The organism is Rummeliibacillus sp. NPDC094406 (assembly GCF_044763875.1).
Classification (GTDB): Bacteria; Bacillota; Bacilli; order Bacillales_A; family Planococcaceae; genus Rummeliibacillus.
In genome coordinates, this window is the sequence record NZ_JBIWGZ010000007.1 from 35,197 (window position 1) to 48,490 (window position 13,294).

Genomic DNA, 13,294 nt, shown 5'->3' on the forward strand with positions numbered 1-13,294 from the left:
TCATTCAATAGCAGATATATACTGCAAATATTTGTATTACTATACTTTTTCAGTGGCTTCAATTCAGACGAAAAGGAGATTTTTTTCTATGATTATTCGTAATTATGAAGAAAGAGATGAAGAAGGCTGGGTTCGATGTAGAACGTTATCATTTTTGCATACTGCTTATTTTGATAATGTCTTAAATAAGAAGGAGCACTATGCAAATCCAGCAATCGAATTAGTTGCAGAGATGGATAACCAAATTGTTGGTCTCATTGATGTGGAATATGAAAAGGAAGAAAAGACCGTTTGTTCAAGGGGCGAAAGATTAGGCGGGATGATTTGGCATATAGCCGTCCATCCGGATTTCTATCGACAAGGAATTGGGGAACAATTACTGAAAAATGCTGAAATACTTGCAAAAAAGCTAGGATTAAATCGTTTCGAAGCATGGACGAGAGACGACCAATGGGTGCAAAACTGGTATGAAAAAATGAATTTTCAAAAGGTTGATTCCTATTATCATATTTATTTCGAAGAAAATGAAATGAAGGGGAAAATCAAAGGAGAAATTCCTAATTTATATCCTGTAAAAAGTTTTGCTCATTATGTAGGACAGAACATAGAGCAATTCAACGACAATCAGCGTGTTCATGAATGTGTGTGCTATGAAAAATATTTTGGATAAAATTTAATTCGTATTCTATTCGAGCTTTTATAAAAACACAACATGGTATTAACCATAATGGCTGAAAAACTATTTTATCCCTAAATTTCATAATACAAATACTATAACCTGAAGTGGAATCAGCTTAACTTTCCGCGGGAGTCTTCGCTGATTCCACTTCAACAAAAATTGAAACACAAAATTTAATTATTAATACGCATGCATTTTGACTTTGTCAGTGGCCTCGAAATAAGGCTGCATAGGGAAAACAAATCAATTTTTGGACTAGGAGAATGATAGATGCGCTCTAAAATAGATCTAGCCGTTTTAAATAATATTGCTTGGTGTCAAATCATATGTATTACACATGGGATTGTTGGGATATCAAAAAAAAACATCTGGGGACTTCATTCAAAAGCTCCAACATTTTACCCTGAAGTCATTACTTCAGATAAACGTGCAACAATTGAAGAAGTAAAGTACTTTATTGAAAATGGAAAGGTATCAAGTATTAAAGATAGCTATGCAAATCTTAATTTAACACCATTAGGTTTTGATATTTTATTTGAGGCCGAATGGATTGTTCATGAACCGATTTTGGATTTCGAACCTATTCAAACAAACTGGCGAATAATTACAACAGAAAAAGATTTAAAAAAATGGAATGGTGCAAGTGAATTAGAAAATGTCATTAAATCTGAGCTATTAAAGCAACAGAATGTGAAGATTTTTATATGTGAGACAAAGGATGGAATTTCAGGATTTATTGCTAATTTAAGTGAAGGTGTTGTAGGAATATCAAATGTATTTTCTATAGGGTATGAAGAGAAAAAACTATGGAGGGATATTCCTAAAATCATATCGAAAGAATTCCCAAAGCTATCAATGGTAGGATATGAGCACAATAGCAGTCTAATAGTAGCAAAATCTTCAGGATGGGAAGCAATAGGTCCATTACGTGTATGGATTAAATTAAATAAATGATTTAAAAAGGGGAGATTATTTTGGAGCAAGCTTTACTTGTAATTGACGCACAGCAAGAGTTAATGGATGGTGGATTAGAACGCCAAGGTGTTTTTGAAAAAGATAAAGTCATCCATAATATCAATGTTGTTATTGAGAAGGCGTTAAAGGAAAAAACGAATATTGTTTTTATTAGGGACAAAGATGTTTCAAACGGAAAAGGTAGCGGATTTCAAGTACACAAGGATATTAAAGTACCTTCTGATGCTGTAATCTTTGATAAACTAGCAACAAATTCTTTTTATGGTACGCCATTACTTGAATATTTAAAGGACAAGAATATAGAACACCTTGTGGTTATGGGGTGCCAAACTGAATTTTGTATAGACACGGCAGTTAGGGCGGCAACTATTAATGGATTTGATGTGACGTTAGTTGGTGATGGACATTCCACAACAGACTCGAAGATATTATCTGCTGAGCAAATTATTCGTCATCACAATGCAACGCTACATGGACATTATAATGTAGATCATTTTTCGATGGTTAGAAATGCTAATGAAAACTTGTTTGAACCTACTCATGATAGCTATCGATAAGAAGCAATATCATAGTCCACTTAAATAATTGGAGGGTTGTTAATGAAAATTAAAGTAGATGATTTGTCTGGGATGGAAGTGGCGAAATTAATAGGAGGACATATTCAAAATATGACATTACATTCTCCTCCTGAAAGTATTCATGCTTTAAGTCTTGAGGAATTGAAGAAACCTGAAATTACGTTTTGGAGTGCGTGGGAACAAGATGAATTAGCTGGATGTGGTGCATTGAAAAAGCTGGATTCAAGACATGGAGAAATCAAATCAATGAAAACCGCACCGCATCATTTAAGAAAAGGTGTTGCCAAGCAAATTTTGCAACACATTATAGAAGAAGCTAAAATGCGTAGTTATAAACGATTAAGTTTGGAAACAGGTTCAATGGCAACATTTGCTCCTGCTAGAAATCTATATGAAAAATTTGAATTTCAGTATTGTAAGCCCTTTGCTGATTACAAGGAAGACCCTAATAGTGTCTTTATGACAAAGGAATTATAAGGCGAATTATGATTAGAAATTTCAAAAAACTCGGGTGGAAATAAATTATTTTCTACCCGATTTTTTTATTAAAATCATTTTGGATTGATTTTGGTAGTTTATAATTTATAGCGATAGGAGTTTGCCTTCGGTGCTTTTTTCTGAATTTTATCAAACCATATTTTATCTTTTTCTTCTTGCTTAAGGGTATGAGTAATTGATTGAGTGCAATCCCTACAGATTTTTGAATGATTTGTTAGATTTCCGCATTTTTCGCATGGTGCTCCAAGATTAGGAAAAAGGGATGGATTTAATTTCCCTGATTTTACCCATTTAAAAATTAAGTCTGAAGGAATTCCAGTTTTTTCGATTAATTGATCATTTGAAAAAAGACGATGGTTTTTTCTAAGTAGAAAATGGATCACATCTGAAAAAATATCTTCTTCTTTTACGCCTAATTGAATTTTTGAGTTTGATATCATAAAAATATCCCCTTTAAAAAATGATGTGATTATCCTTCTTTCACATTCTCATTCTCTATTTTATCCGAATTATATTTATAATCTTCCCAACGATTACGAGCTAATCGTTGATATTTATCTGAAACATCTCGACCTGATATTAAATGAGAAAATCCTTTTTTAGCTTCATCTGTCTCACCAATGCGAAGGCTTAATTCAGCAAACAGAAATTGAATTCTTTCTTCACCTTCCTTATTTGTCGCAAATGATTGGCTGTAAAAGTCCCTAGCAGAACGTAGGTAATGAATTTCTGATTTATTTTCTTCTTTTAAGCGGTAAAGCCATGCAATTTTAATCGCAATGTTGGCCATAACAAGTGGTTCTTCCATTGAAGCTTTAGACACTAGATAGGCTAGCTTAAAACTGGCGATCGCATCATCTAATGTTCTTTCATGGCAAATGGACATTGGTTTTTGTAGCGGTTTAATATAAATTTCTCTAACAAATTCCATAAAAGGTCCATATGTGCGAACCATTGATTTATGATAGGCATATCCACAATGAGGACAAACTGCAACTTCATATAACATTGGATTTAATCCGTCGTAGATAGGCATAAAATCTGTATCCTGATGAATTACTTTATAACGATTTGGGCGTACTTTATATGTAGTAAATTTCTTTTTGCAATACTGACATTCTATTTTACTTTCATAATAATAGATATTAATTCCCATATAATACCTCTCCTTTTGTCATAGAAGTATGCATTTATTTTACAATATTTTTGCTAATAATAGGTGAAAAGAACTTTAAAATAATAGATATTTTTTTAGAGTTCGGTTTTATAGAAGTATGTTGTCTAATGGACCGTATTATAGTCTCTTGTGCATAGAAAAATATTAATTAGAAGTACTATTTACAAATTCTACTTTACGCTATATATTCATATAATAGTATATTCAAATAATCAGATATTCAGTTATTAAAAGATAAAGGAAGAAGGATAATTATGCTGAAAAAATTAAATTTTTCAGGAAGGTATGTAGACTACTCCTTAAAGAGTTTTCAAAAGGATTTACTATCAGGTTTAATAGTAGCTGTCATTGCAATTCCATTAGGGATGGGTTTTGCAATTGCGTCAGGAGTAAAACCGGAGTATGGAATATATACAACTATTATTGCAGGAATTTTAGTTTCACTTTTGGGAGGTTCAAAATTTCAAATTGGTGGCCCTACAGGAGCGTTTATACCAATCTTATTTGGTATTGTTATATCATATGGTTATAAAGATTTATTAATAGCGGGATTTTTAGCAGGGATTTTGCTCATTTTAATGGGAGTTTTTAAACTTGGATCCTTAATAAAATATATTCCAAGACCAGTGACAATCGGGTTTACGACAGGAATTGCTGTAACTATATTTGTCGGGCAAATTGCCAACTTTTTAGGACTTGAAAATGTTAAAAGCAAAGAATTATTTATCGATAATTTGAAAGAAATTGCTGTTCACTTATATACAGTGAATATTTATAGTATTTTAACTGGCTGCATTTGTTTGTTTTTGATTCTATTCATACCAAAATTGGCTCCAAAAGTACCTGGTCCTTTAATTGGTATTGTAGTTTCTACGATTATTGCAACCATTTTCTACCCAACAGAAGTTGCAACAATCGGTTCTAAGTATGGGGATATCCCAAACTCTTTACCTCAGTTCCAATTTCCTGATATAACTTGGGAAAAAATTGTCCATCTTTTAAAACCAGCTTTCGTAATTGCTATTCTTGGTAGTATTGAATCATTACTATCTGCAGTTGTGGCTGACGGTATGACAAATAGTAAACATAACAGTAATCGAGAGCTTATAGGACAAGGGGTAGCCAATATGGTAACACCACTTTTTGGTGGTATTCCGGCAACCGGTGCTATTGCAAGAACAGCAACGAATATTAAAACGGGTGCTGTATCACCTATTTCTGGTATTGTTCATGGCTTGGTTGTATTAATAATATTAATACTTTTTGCGCCATATGCTTCAAACATTCCACTTGCCAGTATGGCGCCAGTTTTAATGGTAGTTGCATGGAATATGAGCGAAAAAAAGGTGTTTTACCATGTGTTAAAAACAAAAACAGGTGATTCGCTAGTTTTAGCTGTTACGTTTATATTAACAGTTTTCATCAATTTAACAGTTGCAGTAGAATTCGGTCTTCTACTAGCGGTTATTTTATTTATAAAGAATATGAGTTATCATATGGTTACGAAAAAAGCTATACCAAATCGCTCTAGAAAACATGCGAAAGTTGAAGCTCAAAAGGCAACTTCTCAACACGGGTGCCCACAAATTAGTATTTTCAATATTGAAGGACCACTATTCTTTGGTGCTGCACAATCTTTTGCAGAAGATATTATGAATTCTATTAACTACAAGCCAAAAGTATTGCTTTTAAGAATGAATAAAGTGCCTTTTATCGATACAACGGGAAATTATTATTTAACAAGTATTGTAAAAGATTTCTCAAAACATGGAATCATCTTGGTAACGGGTTTAAAAGCTGAGCCTAAAATGTTTTTCAAAAAAACTGGGTTATATAACCTTATAGGTGAAGAACATTTCTTTGATCATACGGGTGAAGCAATCGATTATGCTCTATTACAATTAGACAAAAATAAATGTATGGGTTGTAAGAAATTTGTTTTTAATGAATGTAAAGTATTATCTTGTGAAGAAGATAACCAAAAGAGAAAATTAAGATTGCGCGTGGAAGATAGTTATCATTACAAGTAAAATAGAATTTAGTGTGGTTTTTAAAGATTCACTCATTAAAATTTACTCTATTTGAAAGCATCTAGAGAATACGTTTTATATGTAGGAAGTGAGGAATTACATTGAATAAAGGATTACATGAGTTTAAAGCGGATTTTTTTAAAGCACTTGCCCACCCATTAAGAATTCAAATTCTCGAAGTTTTATCAGAAGGTAATCGGAGTGTCAATGAAATTCAAACCCAGTTAGGCAGTGAAGGATCTGCTGTTTCTCAACAATTAACAGTACTTAGGGCAAAGAATATTGTTTATGGAACAAAAGATGGAAATCGTGTAATCTACTCATTAAGAGATTCCATGATTATCGAATTGTTAGAAGTTGCTAAGCAGATTTTTAACAACCACCTTGTAGATGCTATTACACTCCTTGATCAGATGAAAGAAGAATAGTGTAAAAATCAAAAAACTCGGATAGAAATGCTTTATTTTCTATCCGAGTTTTTATTTGGAAAAATATTATCTATATTCATTTATTAAAATGCCCAATCACCATTACGGAAGATTGGAATAATTGTGTCATCTTGTTTGATGCCATCAATATCCATCTTGTCAGAACCAATCATAAAGTCAACGTGAACTGTTGAAGTATTCATACCATGTGCAAGCAATTCCTCTTGGCTCATTTTTGTACCACCTTGAATCGTAGTAGGGTAAGCTGAGCCGATTGCTAAATGGTTAGATGCATTTTCATCATAAAGTGTTGTAAAGAATGTAATGCCAGATTGAGAAATTGGCGATGGATCTGGCACAAGGGCAACTTCACCCAAACCTGTTGCTCCATCATTGTCATGTACTAATTTTTTTATTGTTTCATCGCCTTTTTCAGCGGAAATATCCACGATTTTACCGTCTTTAAAGTGTACTTCAATACCTTCAATTAATGTACCAGCATAGCTTAATGGTTTCGTGCTACGTACGACTCCATCCATACGGTGTGTATCCGGAGCAGTGAAAACTTCTTCTGTCGGCATATTAGCGATAAATTCATCCCCTTTTGGACTGTAACTTTCTGCACTAGCCCAAATATGGTTCTTTGGTAATCCTAAAGTTAAATCTGTACCAGGTGCTGTATAGTGTAATGCGTCAAATTGAATTTCATTTAATTTAGCTGCTTTTTCATTTAATGTTTTTTTGTGTTCATCCCAAGCTTTGATTGGATCATCTGTATAGACACGGCAAGTTTTGAAAATTTGATCCCATAAAGCATCTACTTGTTCTTCAGAAGTAGCTAAGTCAGGAAATACGTGTGCAGCCCAACCAGCTCCAGCAGCCGCTGCAACAGTCCACTTCAAATCATCATTTTGAGTTGCCTTACGTTGTGCAATAAAAGCTTTACCAGCCTTATTTTGATAAGCAGCTATTTTCGTAGGATCTGCTTCATTTAACAACCCAGGATCACTGGATACAATCGAAAGACGACTTACGTGATGATTTAATACGTGATCTTCGGATTCTTGAATTTCATAATCTGGAATGTCAGTCAATACCTCTACAGGTTGATGTAAATAATGGAGTTTACTTATTTCATCGTCAGACCATTTCACAATGACCTTTTCAGCGCCCAATTCATATGCTTCCTGTGTAATAAGACGAGCTAAGGGAGCTTGATCAACTGTAATGGTCATTTTCACCCAATCTCCTGGTTGAACGTTGATTCCTTTTGCTACTAAAAGTTTTGCATATTTCTGTAGATTTTCTTCAAAGTTAGCTATCATTTCCTTTACCCCCAAAAATATATTTTCTATTGATTATATTATCATAATAGAAAATAAATTCCGAAATATTTAGCCTGTCTAATTATTCTGATAAATAAACCTCTCATTTAAGTAGAGTCTTTATTTAGTATGATTCACCAAACGATTATACTCCTCATCTATTAAACCTGTATCCAATCTTTCAAACAGTGGGATGACGTGGTTAATATTGATTGGAATGTTCGTTTGCTCTTTCCATTCAACTACATCTACACCTAACATTTTTTTGATGTTATCTGTTGAGAAAGGTAAGAATGGTTGCAACAGTTGAGCCAAGTTTAAAATGATATAACAGCAAGTATATAACGTATCCTTTCCTTCGGAAGGGTTTTGCTTTATTTGAATCCAGGGCTGCTTTTCATCGAAGAATTTATTGGCACGACGAATGTATTCGAAAATATCTTCTAAAGCTTGTTTGAAATGTCCATCCTCTATTAGGCTTCCCACTTGGGTATAAAGTTTAAGGGTATGATTTTGAATTTCCAAATCAACTACACCTATTGGGATTTTGCTTTCAAATGAGTTTTCGATAAATTTAAGCGTTCTATTGACAAAGTTTCCATAAGCTCCAAGCAATTCACTGTTATGGCTGTATATAAATTCACGCCATGAGAAATCAGTATCGCGATTTTCAGGTGCATTGATTGTAAGGAAATAGCGTATGGAATCAGGATTATATTTTTCAGTAATATAAGGTACCCAAACTGCCCAATTTTGGCTTGTTGAAAGCTTGCGTTTTTCTAAAGTCAGATACTCATTTGAAATAATATGCGTAGGTAAAGCTTGATTACCAATTCCCATTAATAAGGATGGCCAAATAACTGAGTGGAAAGGAATATTATCTTTTCCATGAATATAATAAGAAATTGTTTGAGCATTCCACCAATCTTCAATATCTGCTCCATGTTGTTTTGCCCACTCGAGGCTGGCAGTTAAGTAACCTGCAACGGCTTCAATCCATACATAAATTTTTTTGCCTTCAAAACCTTCAACGGGGACTGAGACGCCATTTGGTAAATCGCGCGTAACTGCACGGTCAGGTACACCTTCAGCAAGATAACGTTTTGTTAGTTGGATCGCATTATCACGCCATCGATGTTCTTCTTCAGCCAGCTGAAGAAAATCTTCTAAAGCATGTTGAAAGCGACTGAACGCAAAGTAAAAATGTTCCGTTTCTCGAATGATAGGCTCATTTTCGCAAATTTTACATTTTTTATCGATTAAATCAAGCGGATCGAGTATCGTAGAACAATGATCACATTGATCTCCACGAGCTTTTGCCCCACAATTTGGGCAAATTCCCTCAACAAATCGATCAGGTAAAAACTGTTTGTCATGTTCACAATATGCCTGCTCAATTCTTTTTCTGTATAGATAGCCATTTTGAAGTAATTGCTTGAATATATTTTGCACAGACTGATGATGATGATCCGCATCGGTGCGGGTATAAAAATCGTAAGTAAAACCAAGTTGTTTAAAGCTGTTTTTAAACTCTTGATGATAATGATTTGCTATGGCTTCAGGTGTTGTATTTTCTTGATTGGCTCTGATCGAAATCGGTGTACCATTGCAGTCACTACCTGAAACATAGAGGACTTTTTCTCCTTTTTGCCTGTAATATCTTGCTAAAATATCGCCCGGTAAAAGTGCAGCAATATGTCCTAAATGTAGAGAACCATTTGCATATGGCCACGCACCACCAATAACTATAGTCATTTGAAATTCCTCCTTAATTTAAAAAAAGCGCAAGAAAGTTTTGCTTTAATAAGGGATTGAGTTAAGCTCGGGTTTGTACACTTAGCATGAATAGCCAAAATAAAAAACGCCCTAATCTATTAAAGATTAGGACGAGTATAATCGTGTTACCACCTAGTTTTACAAATAGCTCACACTATTTGTCTCTATCAGTACGTCTTTAAAAGAGATACTGCTCCTGTTGTAACGAGTGTCATCTCGGCGTATTCTACTCAGCTTCGCTTTTCGATACGCAGCTCAAAGGCCATTTTCAACCAGGTTCAAAATGCTTCTTTTCCACCGTCAGAAGCTCTCTATAAATATTCCCTCATTTACTTTCCCTTATCAACGCTTTTTTCTGAATTTACAGTTATTAGTATAATAGGAAAATTATCAATTTGCAAATCCTTTTGTTATTGTCACCCAAAATTGATTTTTTATTTATAAAAATTTAATTGGCAATGCTTCCAAAACAATAAATGTAAACAGCTTTGAAGGCATAATTTATCGTGTTCAGCAAATATTAAAGTCATCGATGTTCTTTAGAAAGCAAAAAAGTTATGGGGGTGATATTTTGAAACGAAACAAAATAATATTTTTGACTGTTTGCGTTTTAGTCATCTCCATTTTTTACGCAAGCTTTAGTAATGCTGCGGATAAGGGAAGGTACTATTATGAGCAGACTGGGCAGGTATTGTGGGATATTCAAACAGAAGAAAAAGTGATTGCATTAACATTTGATGATGGCCCAGATCCAAGATATACACCTGAAATTTTAGACTTATTGGAAAAATATGATGCTAAAGCGACTTTTTTTGTGTTAGGGAGAAGTGCTGAGAAATATCCAAAGATTATTGAAAGAGCGTATGATGAAGGACATGAACTTGCAAATCACACATATTCCCATCCATTTAAAGCAAGAGGAAAGAAATTGGTAGATGAACTAAAAAAGACAAATGAAATTATTCAAGGTATTACAGGTTTTTCTCCAGTACTATTTCGTCCTGTCGGTGGCATTTATACAGATGAAATGATTAACACTGCACAAAAGAGTGGTTTTAAAGTAGTAATTTGGTCTTGGCACCTTGATACACAAGATTGGAAAAGCCCAGGCGTTAGAAAAATTGTAAGAAAAGTGTTAAACGGCACAACACCAGGTGACGTTATTCTATTCCATGATGGAGGCGGCAATCGTACGCAAACCATCAAAGCGTTAGAACAAATATTGCCTGTACTGCAAAAGCAGGGTTATAAATTTGTAACCATTTCGGAGCTAATGGGAGACATAAGTCCACGAATTAAAAAATAACACTACACTAATGTTTAGAGTAAGGATGAGTAAAAAATGTTCCTTACTCTTTTAGTGTGTAAAAAAATTCAACTAAAATACGGAGGGTTTTTAATAAAAAGCTAATAGTTTGATATTATCTCGAATTAATAATATTCTTAAATTGAAAATACATATTTCCATTTAGGAGGTAACGACAATGAAAGTAGTAGCAATTGTAGGAAGTATTCGTAAAGAATCATATAATTATAAATTAGCAAAATTTGTACAGCAACATAATGCTGACAAATTTGAATTAGAAATCTTAAGTTTAAATGATATCCCAATGTACAACCAAGATATCGAAAATGATGCACCTCAAGCTGTACTTGATTTCAAAGCAAAAGTTAAAGCAGCAGATGCTGTTCTTTGGGTAACGCCAGAATACAATTCATCAATCCCAGGTGTTCTAGGAAATGCTATTGATTGGTTATCACGAGTGGACAAAGTCATGATTGGTAAACCATCTTGGATTATGGGAGCTTCAATGGGTAATCTTGGTACAGTAAAAGCACAAATGCATTTACGTGATATTCTATTTGCGCAAGGTCTTGGCTCACCTGTACTACAAGGAAACGAAGTATATGTAGGTGCTGCTCATACTAAATTCGATGCTGAAGGAAACTTAACAGATGAAGGTACAGTAAAATTCTTAGATTCAGTAGTCGAGAACTTTATGAATTGGATGAAATTATATATTTAATAATTGATATCGAAGAGATCATGACTCCTGCAAATTACAGGGGTCATTTTTTATTGCTTGGCTTATTTTTATGTATTTTTATTTGGGAGAAGGTGGCTACTTAAAGCCTAAAGTTAGAGCGTAAAGGAAAAGTGAAATTATTGAGAACATAAAATGCTGTAAACGCAAATATAATTTTAATTTCCGCAAGTAAATAGGACAAAGTTGCAAGTAAATCATCTAACTTCACAAGAAAAACATCCAATTTCGCAAGTATTATTTTTCCTGAAGTTAGAGGAGAAGATGAAAAGTTATTTCGTTACTATCAAAATAGGGGATTTGTTACAATAGAAATAGATTTAATATTTAGAATAATTAAAAGGGGATAACTATATGAAAATTTCTTCACTCCAAGAATATCCAAAGATAAAAGTAATCAACTTCTTTATTCAACATTGGGGTACTACAGAAATGGTTATTTCATCAGGGATATATGATTGCAGCCAATTAGATGGATATGTTTTTCTTAATGATCAACACGAGATCATTGGACTCGTCACATATATTCTTCGAGGTAAAAAATGTGAGATTATTTCTTTAGATAGCATCGAAGAGAATCGTGGAATTGGCACAATACTTGTTCAAGAGGTTGAAAAAACAACTCTAGCAAAGGGCTGCCAACTCGTTACGTTAATTACAACAAATGATAATTTGCATGCATTAAAGTTTTACCAAAAGAGAGGATATCATTTAACAAAGGTTTACCCCAATGCAGTACAAATAGCGAGAAAATACAAACCAGAAATTCCGCTTGTAGGGAATGACGGTATTCCAATTAGAGATGAAATTGAGCTTCAAAAAGTTTTATAGTTTGAATACTGTTGATGGGAGAAGTGCTTATGGAAACGGAATGGTTAAGGACTTTTTTAGTTGCAGCTAAAACAGAGAACTTTGGGGAAGCGGCAGAAAAACGCTTTTTAACACAATCGACTGTAACAAAACATATTCATCATTTAGAAAAAGAACTACAAACACCCTTATTTGAACGAAGTGGCAAAAAAGTACGATTAAATATAGCGGGTGCTTACTTCTTTGAAAAAGCTGAAAAGTTAATTGAAATGCTTGATGATTCGTTATGGAGTACCCAAGCCTTTTTGGAAGGTTATACGTCTAATTTAACAATTGGTGTAGCCCCACAGATTGCCAACTCAACTTTGCCTAGGATCATCGAGCATTTTAATGCAAACAAGCCGCATATTCAGTTATCGATTGAATTATTAAATTCAAATGAAATAGGGGAAGCTGCTTATCGTGGTGCCATTGATATCGGTCTATCGAAAATAATATCTACACGAGATTTACAAATTGAAATGATTGCGGATGAATCTATTCAATTAGTCATCTCACCTTCTAAAAGTGAAGTAGAGCCAACCGAATTATTAAAAAGCGAGATAATTTTAACACATGAGTACGCACCTTATTGGGAAGCCGTTCAACATGTGCTTATAAGCCAATTTCCTTCACATAAAAGTATGAAAGTTAACCAAACAGAAGTTATCAAAAACTTTGTTAAGCAAGGACTGGGCATTGCATTTTTACCACAAAGTGTTGTGCAAAAAGAGGGAGGCACCCTTTGTATCCGGTCTTTAAATTTATTTGAACATATAACCTCGCAAACTTACTTTATTTCTAAATACATATCTAGTGATATTCAGGCTTTTCTAGAAAGTAGCAAGGAAATTTACCTTGCATTAACGGATTGTAAAACCCCCACTGATGGAAGTTTCGCTTCAAAAAGGAAAGGCATTTCAAATTAACAGAA

Annotated in this window: 14 protein-coding genes and 1 other annotated feature; of the genes, 10 read left to right on the forward strand and 4 right to left on the reverse strand. The window is 33.8% G+C overall.

From position 1 onward, the window contains the following. Positions 1-88: 88 nt before the first annotated feature. From ACIQ4I_RS16745 to ACIQ4I_RS16760, 4 genes are all read left to right on the forward strand, one after another. On the forward strand, positions 89-670 hold the full coding sequence (locus ACIQ4I_RS16745; protein WP_403098056.1) for a GNAT family N-acetyltransferase: 582 nt from the start codon (positions 89-91) through the stop codon (positions 668-670). A gap of 279 nt (positions 671-949) precedes the next feature. Then, entirely contained in the window at positions 950-1,633 is a 684-nt protein-coding gene (locus tag ACIQ4I_RS16750; protein ID WP_403098058.1) for a hypothetical protein, read from the forward strand. Positions 1,634-1,653: 20 nt separating this feature from the next. After that, on the forward strand, positions 1,654-2,211 hold the full coding sequence (locus tag ACIQ4I_RS16755; protein WP_403098060.1) for a cysteine hydrolase family protein: 558 nt from the start codon (positions 1,654-1,656) through the stop codon (positions 2,209-2,211). 42 nt (positions 2,212-2,253) lie between these two features. Beyond that, positions 2,254-2,709, forward strand: coding sequence for a GNAT family N-acetyltransferase (locus tag ACIQ4I_RS16760; protein ID WP_403098062.1), 456 nt, complete (start codon positions 2,254-2,256; stop codon positions 2,707-2,709). A 98-nt stretch (positions 2,710-2,807) separates the two neighbouring features. Here ACIQ4I_RS16760 and ACIQ4I_RS16765 read toward each other — a convergent pair whose 3' ends face one another. After that, positions 2,808-3,170, reverse strand: a complete 363-nt coding sequence (locus tag ACIQ4I_RS16765; protein ID WP_403098064.1) for a hypothetical protein — start codon at positions 3,168-3,170, stop codon at positions 2,808-2,810. 29 nt (positions 3,171-3,199) lie between these two features. After that, entirely contained in the window at positions 3,200-3,886 is a 687-nt protein-coding gene (locus ACIQ4I_RS16770; RefSeq protein ID WP_403098066.1) for a DUF2225 domain-containing protein, read from the reverse strand. 275 nt (positions 3,887-4,161) lie between these two features. On the opposite strand from ACIQ4I_RS16770, the gene ACIQ4I_RS16775 reads away from it, so the two are divergent. Both ACIQ4I_RS16775 and ACIQ4I_RS16780 read left to right on the forward strand, forming a co-directional pair. Beyond that, on the forward strand, positions 4,162-5,937 hold the full coding sequence (locus tag ACIQ4I_RS16775) for a SulP family inorganic anion transporter (protein ID WP_403098068.1): 1,776 nt from the start codon (positions 4,162-4,164) through the stop codon (positions 5,935-5,937). 101 nt (positions 5,938-6,038) lie between these two features. Continuing rightward, the gene (locus tag ACIQ4I_RS16780; RefSeq protein ID WP_403098070.1) at positions 6,039-6,365 is read left to right on the forward strand and encodes an ArsR/SmtB family transcription factor; all 327 of its coding nucleotides are present in this window, start codon (positions 6,039-6,041) and stop codon (positions 6,363-6,365) included. Between the two features lie 83 nt (positions 6,366-6,448). Here ACIQ4I_RS16780 and ACIQ4I_RS16785 read toward each other — a convergent pair whose 3' ends face one another. Both ACIQ4I_RS16785 and metG read right to left on the reverse strand, forming a co-directional pair. Beyond that, positions 6,449-7,690, reverse strand: coding sequence for an aminopeptidase (locus tag ACIQ4I_RS16785; RefSeq protein WP_403098072.1), 1,242 nt, complete (start codon positions 7,688-7,690; stop codon positions 6,449-6,451). Positions 7,691-7,810: 120 nt separating this feature from the next. Further along, positions 7,811-9,445: a methionine--tRNA ligase gene (metG, locus tag ACIQ4I_RS16790; protein ID WP_403098074.1), complete on the reverse strand. Its 1,635-nt coding sequence runs from the start codon at positions 9,443-9,445 to the stop codon at positions 7,811-7,813. A gap of 124 nt (positions 9,446-9,569) precedes the next feature. Continuing rightward, positions 9,570-9,821 (reverse strand) — a binding site (T-box leader). 216 nt (positions 9,822-10,037) lie between these two features. Here metG and ACIQ4I_RS16795 point away from each other — a divergent pair. From ACIQ4I_RS16795 to ACIQ4I_RS16810, 4 genes are all read left to right on the forward strand, one after another. Beyond that, positions 10,038-10,772 carry a polysaccharide deacetylase family protein gene (locus ACIQ4I_RS16795; protein ID WP_403098076.1) on the forward strand — a complete coding sequence of 245 codons (735 nt, stop codon included), beginning with the start codon at positions 10,038-10,040 and terminating at the stop codon, positions 10,770-10,772. Between the two features lie 178 nt (positions 10,773-10,950). Next, the gene (locus tag ACIQ4I_RS16800; RefSeq protein WP_403098078.1) at positions 10,951-11,493 is read left to right on the forward strand and encodes an NADPH-dependent FMN reductase; all 543 of its coding nucleotides are present in this window, start codon (positions 10,951-10,953) and stop codon (positions 11,491-11,493) included. Positions 11,494-11,865: 372 nt separating this feature from the next. Continuing rightward, a complete protein-coding gene (locus ACIQ4I_RS16805; RefSeq protein WP_403098080.1) occupies positions 11,866-12,342 on the forward strand; it encodes a GNAT family N-acetyltransferase in 477 nt (158 codons plus the stop codon). 29 nt (positions 12,343-12,371) lie between these two features. Next, entirely contained in the window at positions 12,372-13,289 is a 918-nt protein-coding gene (locus ACIQ4I_RS16810) for a LysR family transcriptional regulator (RefSeq protein ID WP_403098081.1), read from the forward strand. Positions 13,290-13,294: the final 5 nt, after the last annotated feature.

Excerpts from the sequence above, each read along its gene's own strand:
- ACIQ4I_RS16745 (WP_403098056.1), top strand. The coding sequence starts at position 89 with ATGATTATTCGTAATTATGAAGAAAGAGATGAAGAAGGCTGGGTTCGA.
- ACIQ4I_RS16750 (WP_403098058.1), top strand. The coding sequence starts at position 950 with ATGCGCTCTAAAATAGATCTAGCCGTTTTAAATAATATTGCTTGGTGT.
- ACIQ4I_RS16760 (WP_403098062.1), top strand. The coding sequence starts at position 2,254 with ATGAAAATTAAAGTAGATGATTTGTCTGGGATGGAAGTGGCGAAATTA.
- ACIQ4I_RS16765 (WP_403098064.1), bottom strand. The coding sequence starts at position 3,170 with ATGATATCAAACTCAAAAATTCAATTAGGCGTAAAAGAAGAAGATATT.
- ACIQ4I_RS16770 (WP_403098066.1), bottom strand. The coding sequence starts at position 3,886 with ATGGGAATTAATATCTATTATTATGAAAGTAAAATAGAATGTCAGTAT.
- ACIQ4I_RS16775 (WP_403098068.1), top strand. The coding sequence starts at position 4,162 with ATGCTGAAAAAATTAAATTTTTCAGGAAGGTATGTAGACTACTCCTTA.
- ACIQ4I_RS16785 (WP_403098072.1), bottom strand. The coding sequence starts at position 7,690 with ATGATAGCTAACTTTGAAGAAAATCTACAGAAATATGCAAAACTTTTA.
- metG (WP_403098074.1), bottom strand. The coding sequence starts at position 9,445 with ATGACTATAGTTATTGGTGGTGCGTGGCCATATGCAAATGGTTCTCTA.
- ACIQ4I_RS16800 (WP_403098078.1), top strand. The coding sequence starts at position 10,951 with ATGAAAGTAGTAGCAATTGTAGGAAGTATTCGTAAAGAATCATATAAT.
- ACIQ4I_RS16805 (WP_403098080.1), top strand. The coding sequence starts at position 11,866 with ATGAAAATTTCTTCACTCCAAGAATATCCAAAGATAAAAGTAATCAAC.
- ACIQ4I_RS16810 (WP_403098081.1), top strand. The coding sequence starts at position 12,372 with ATGGAAACGGAATGGTTAAGGACTTTTTTAGTTGCAGCTAAAACAGAG.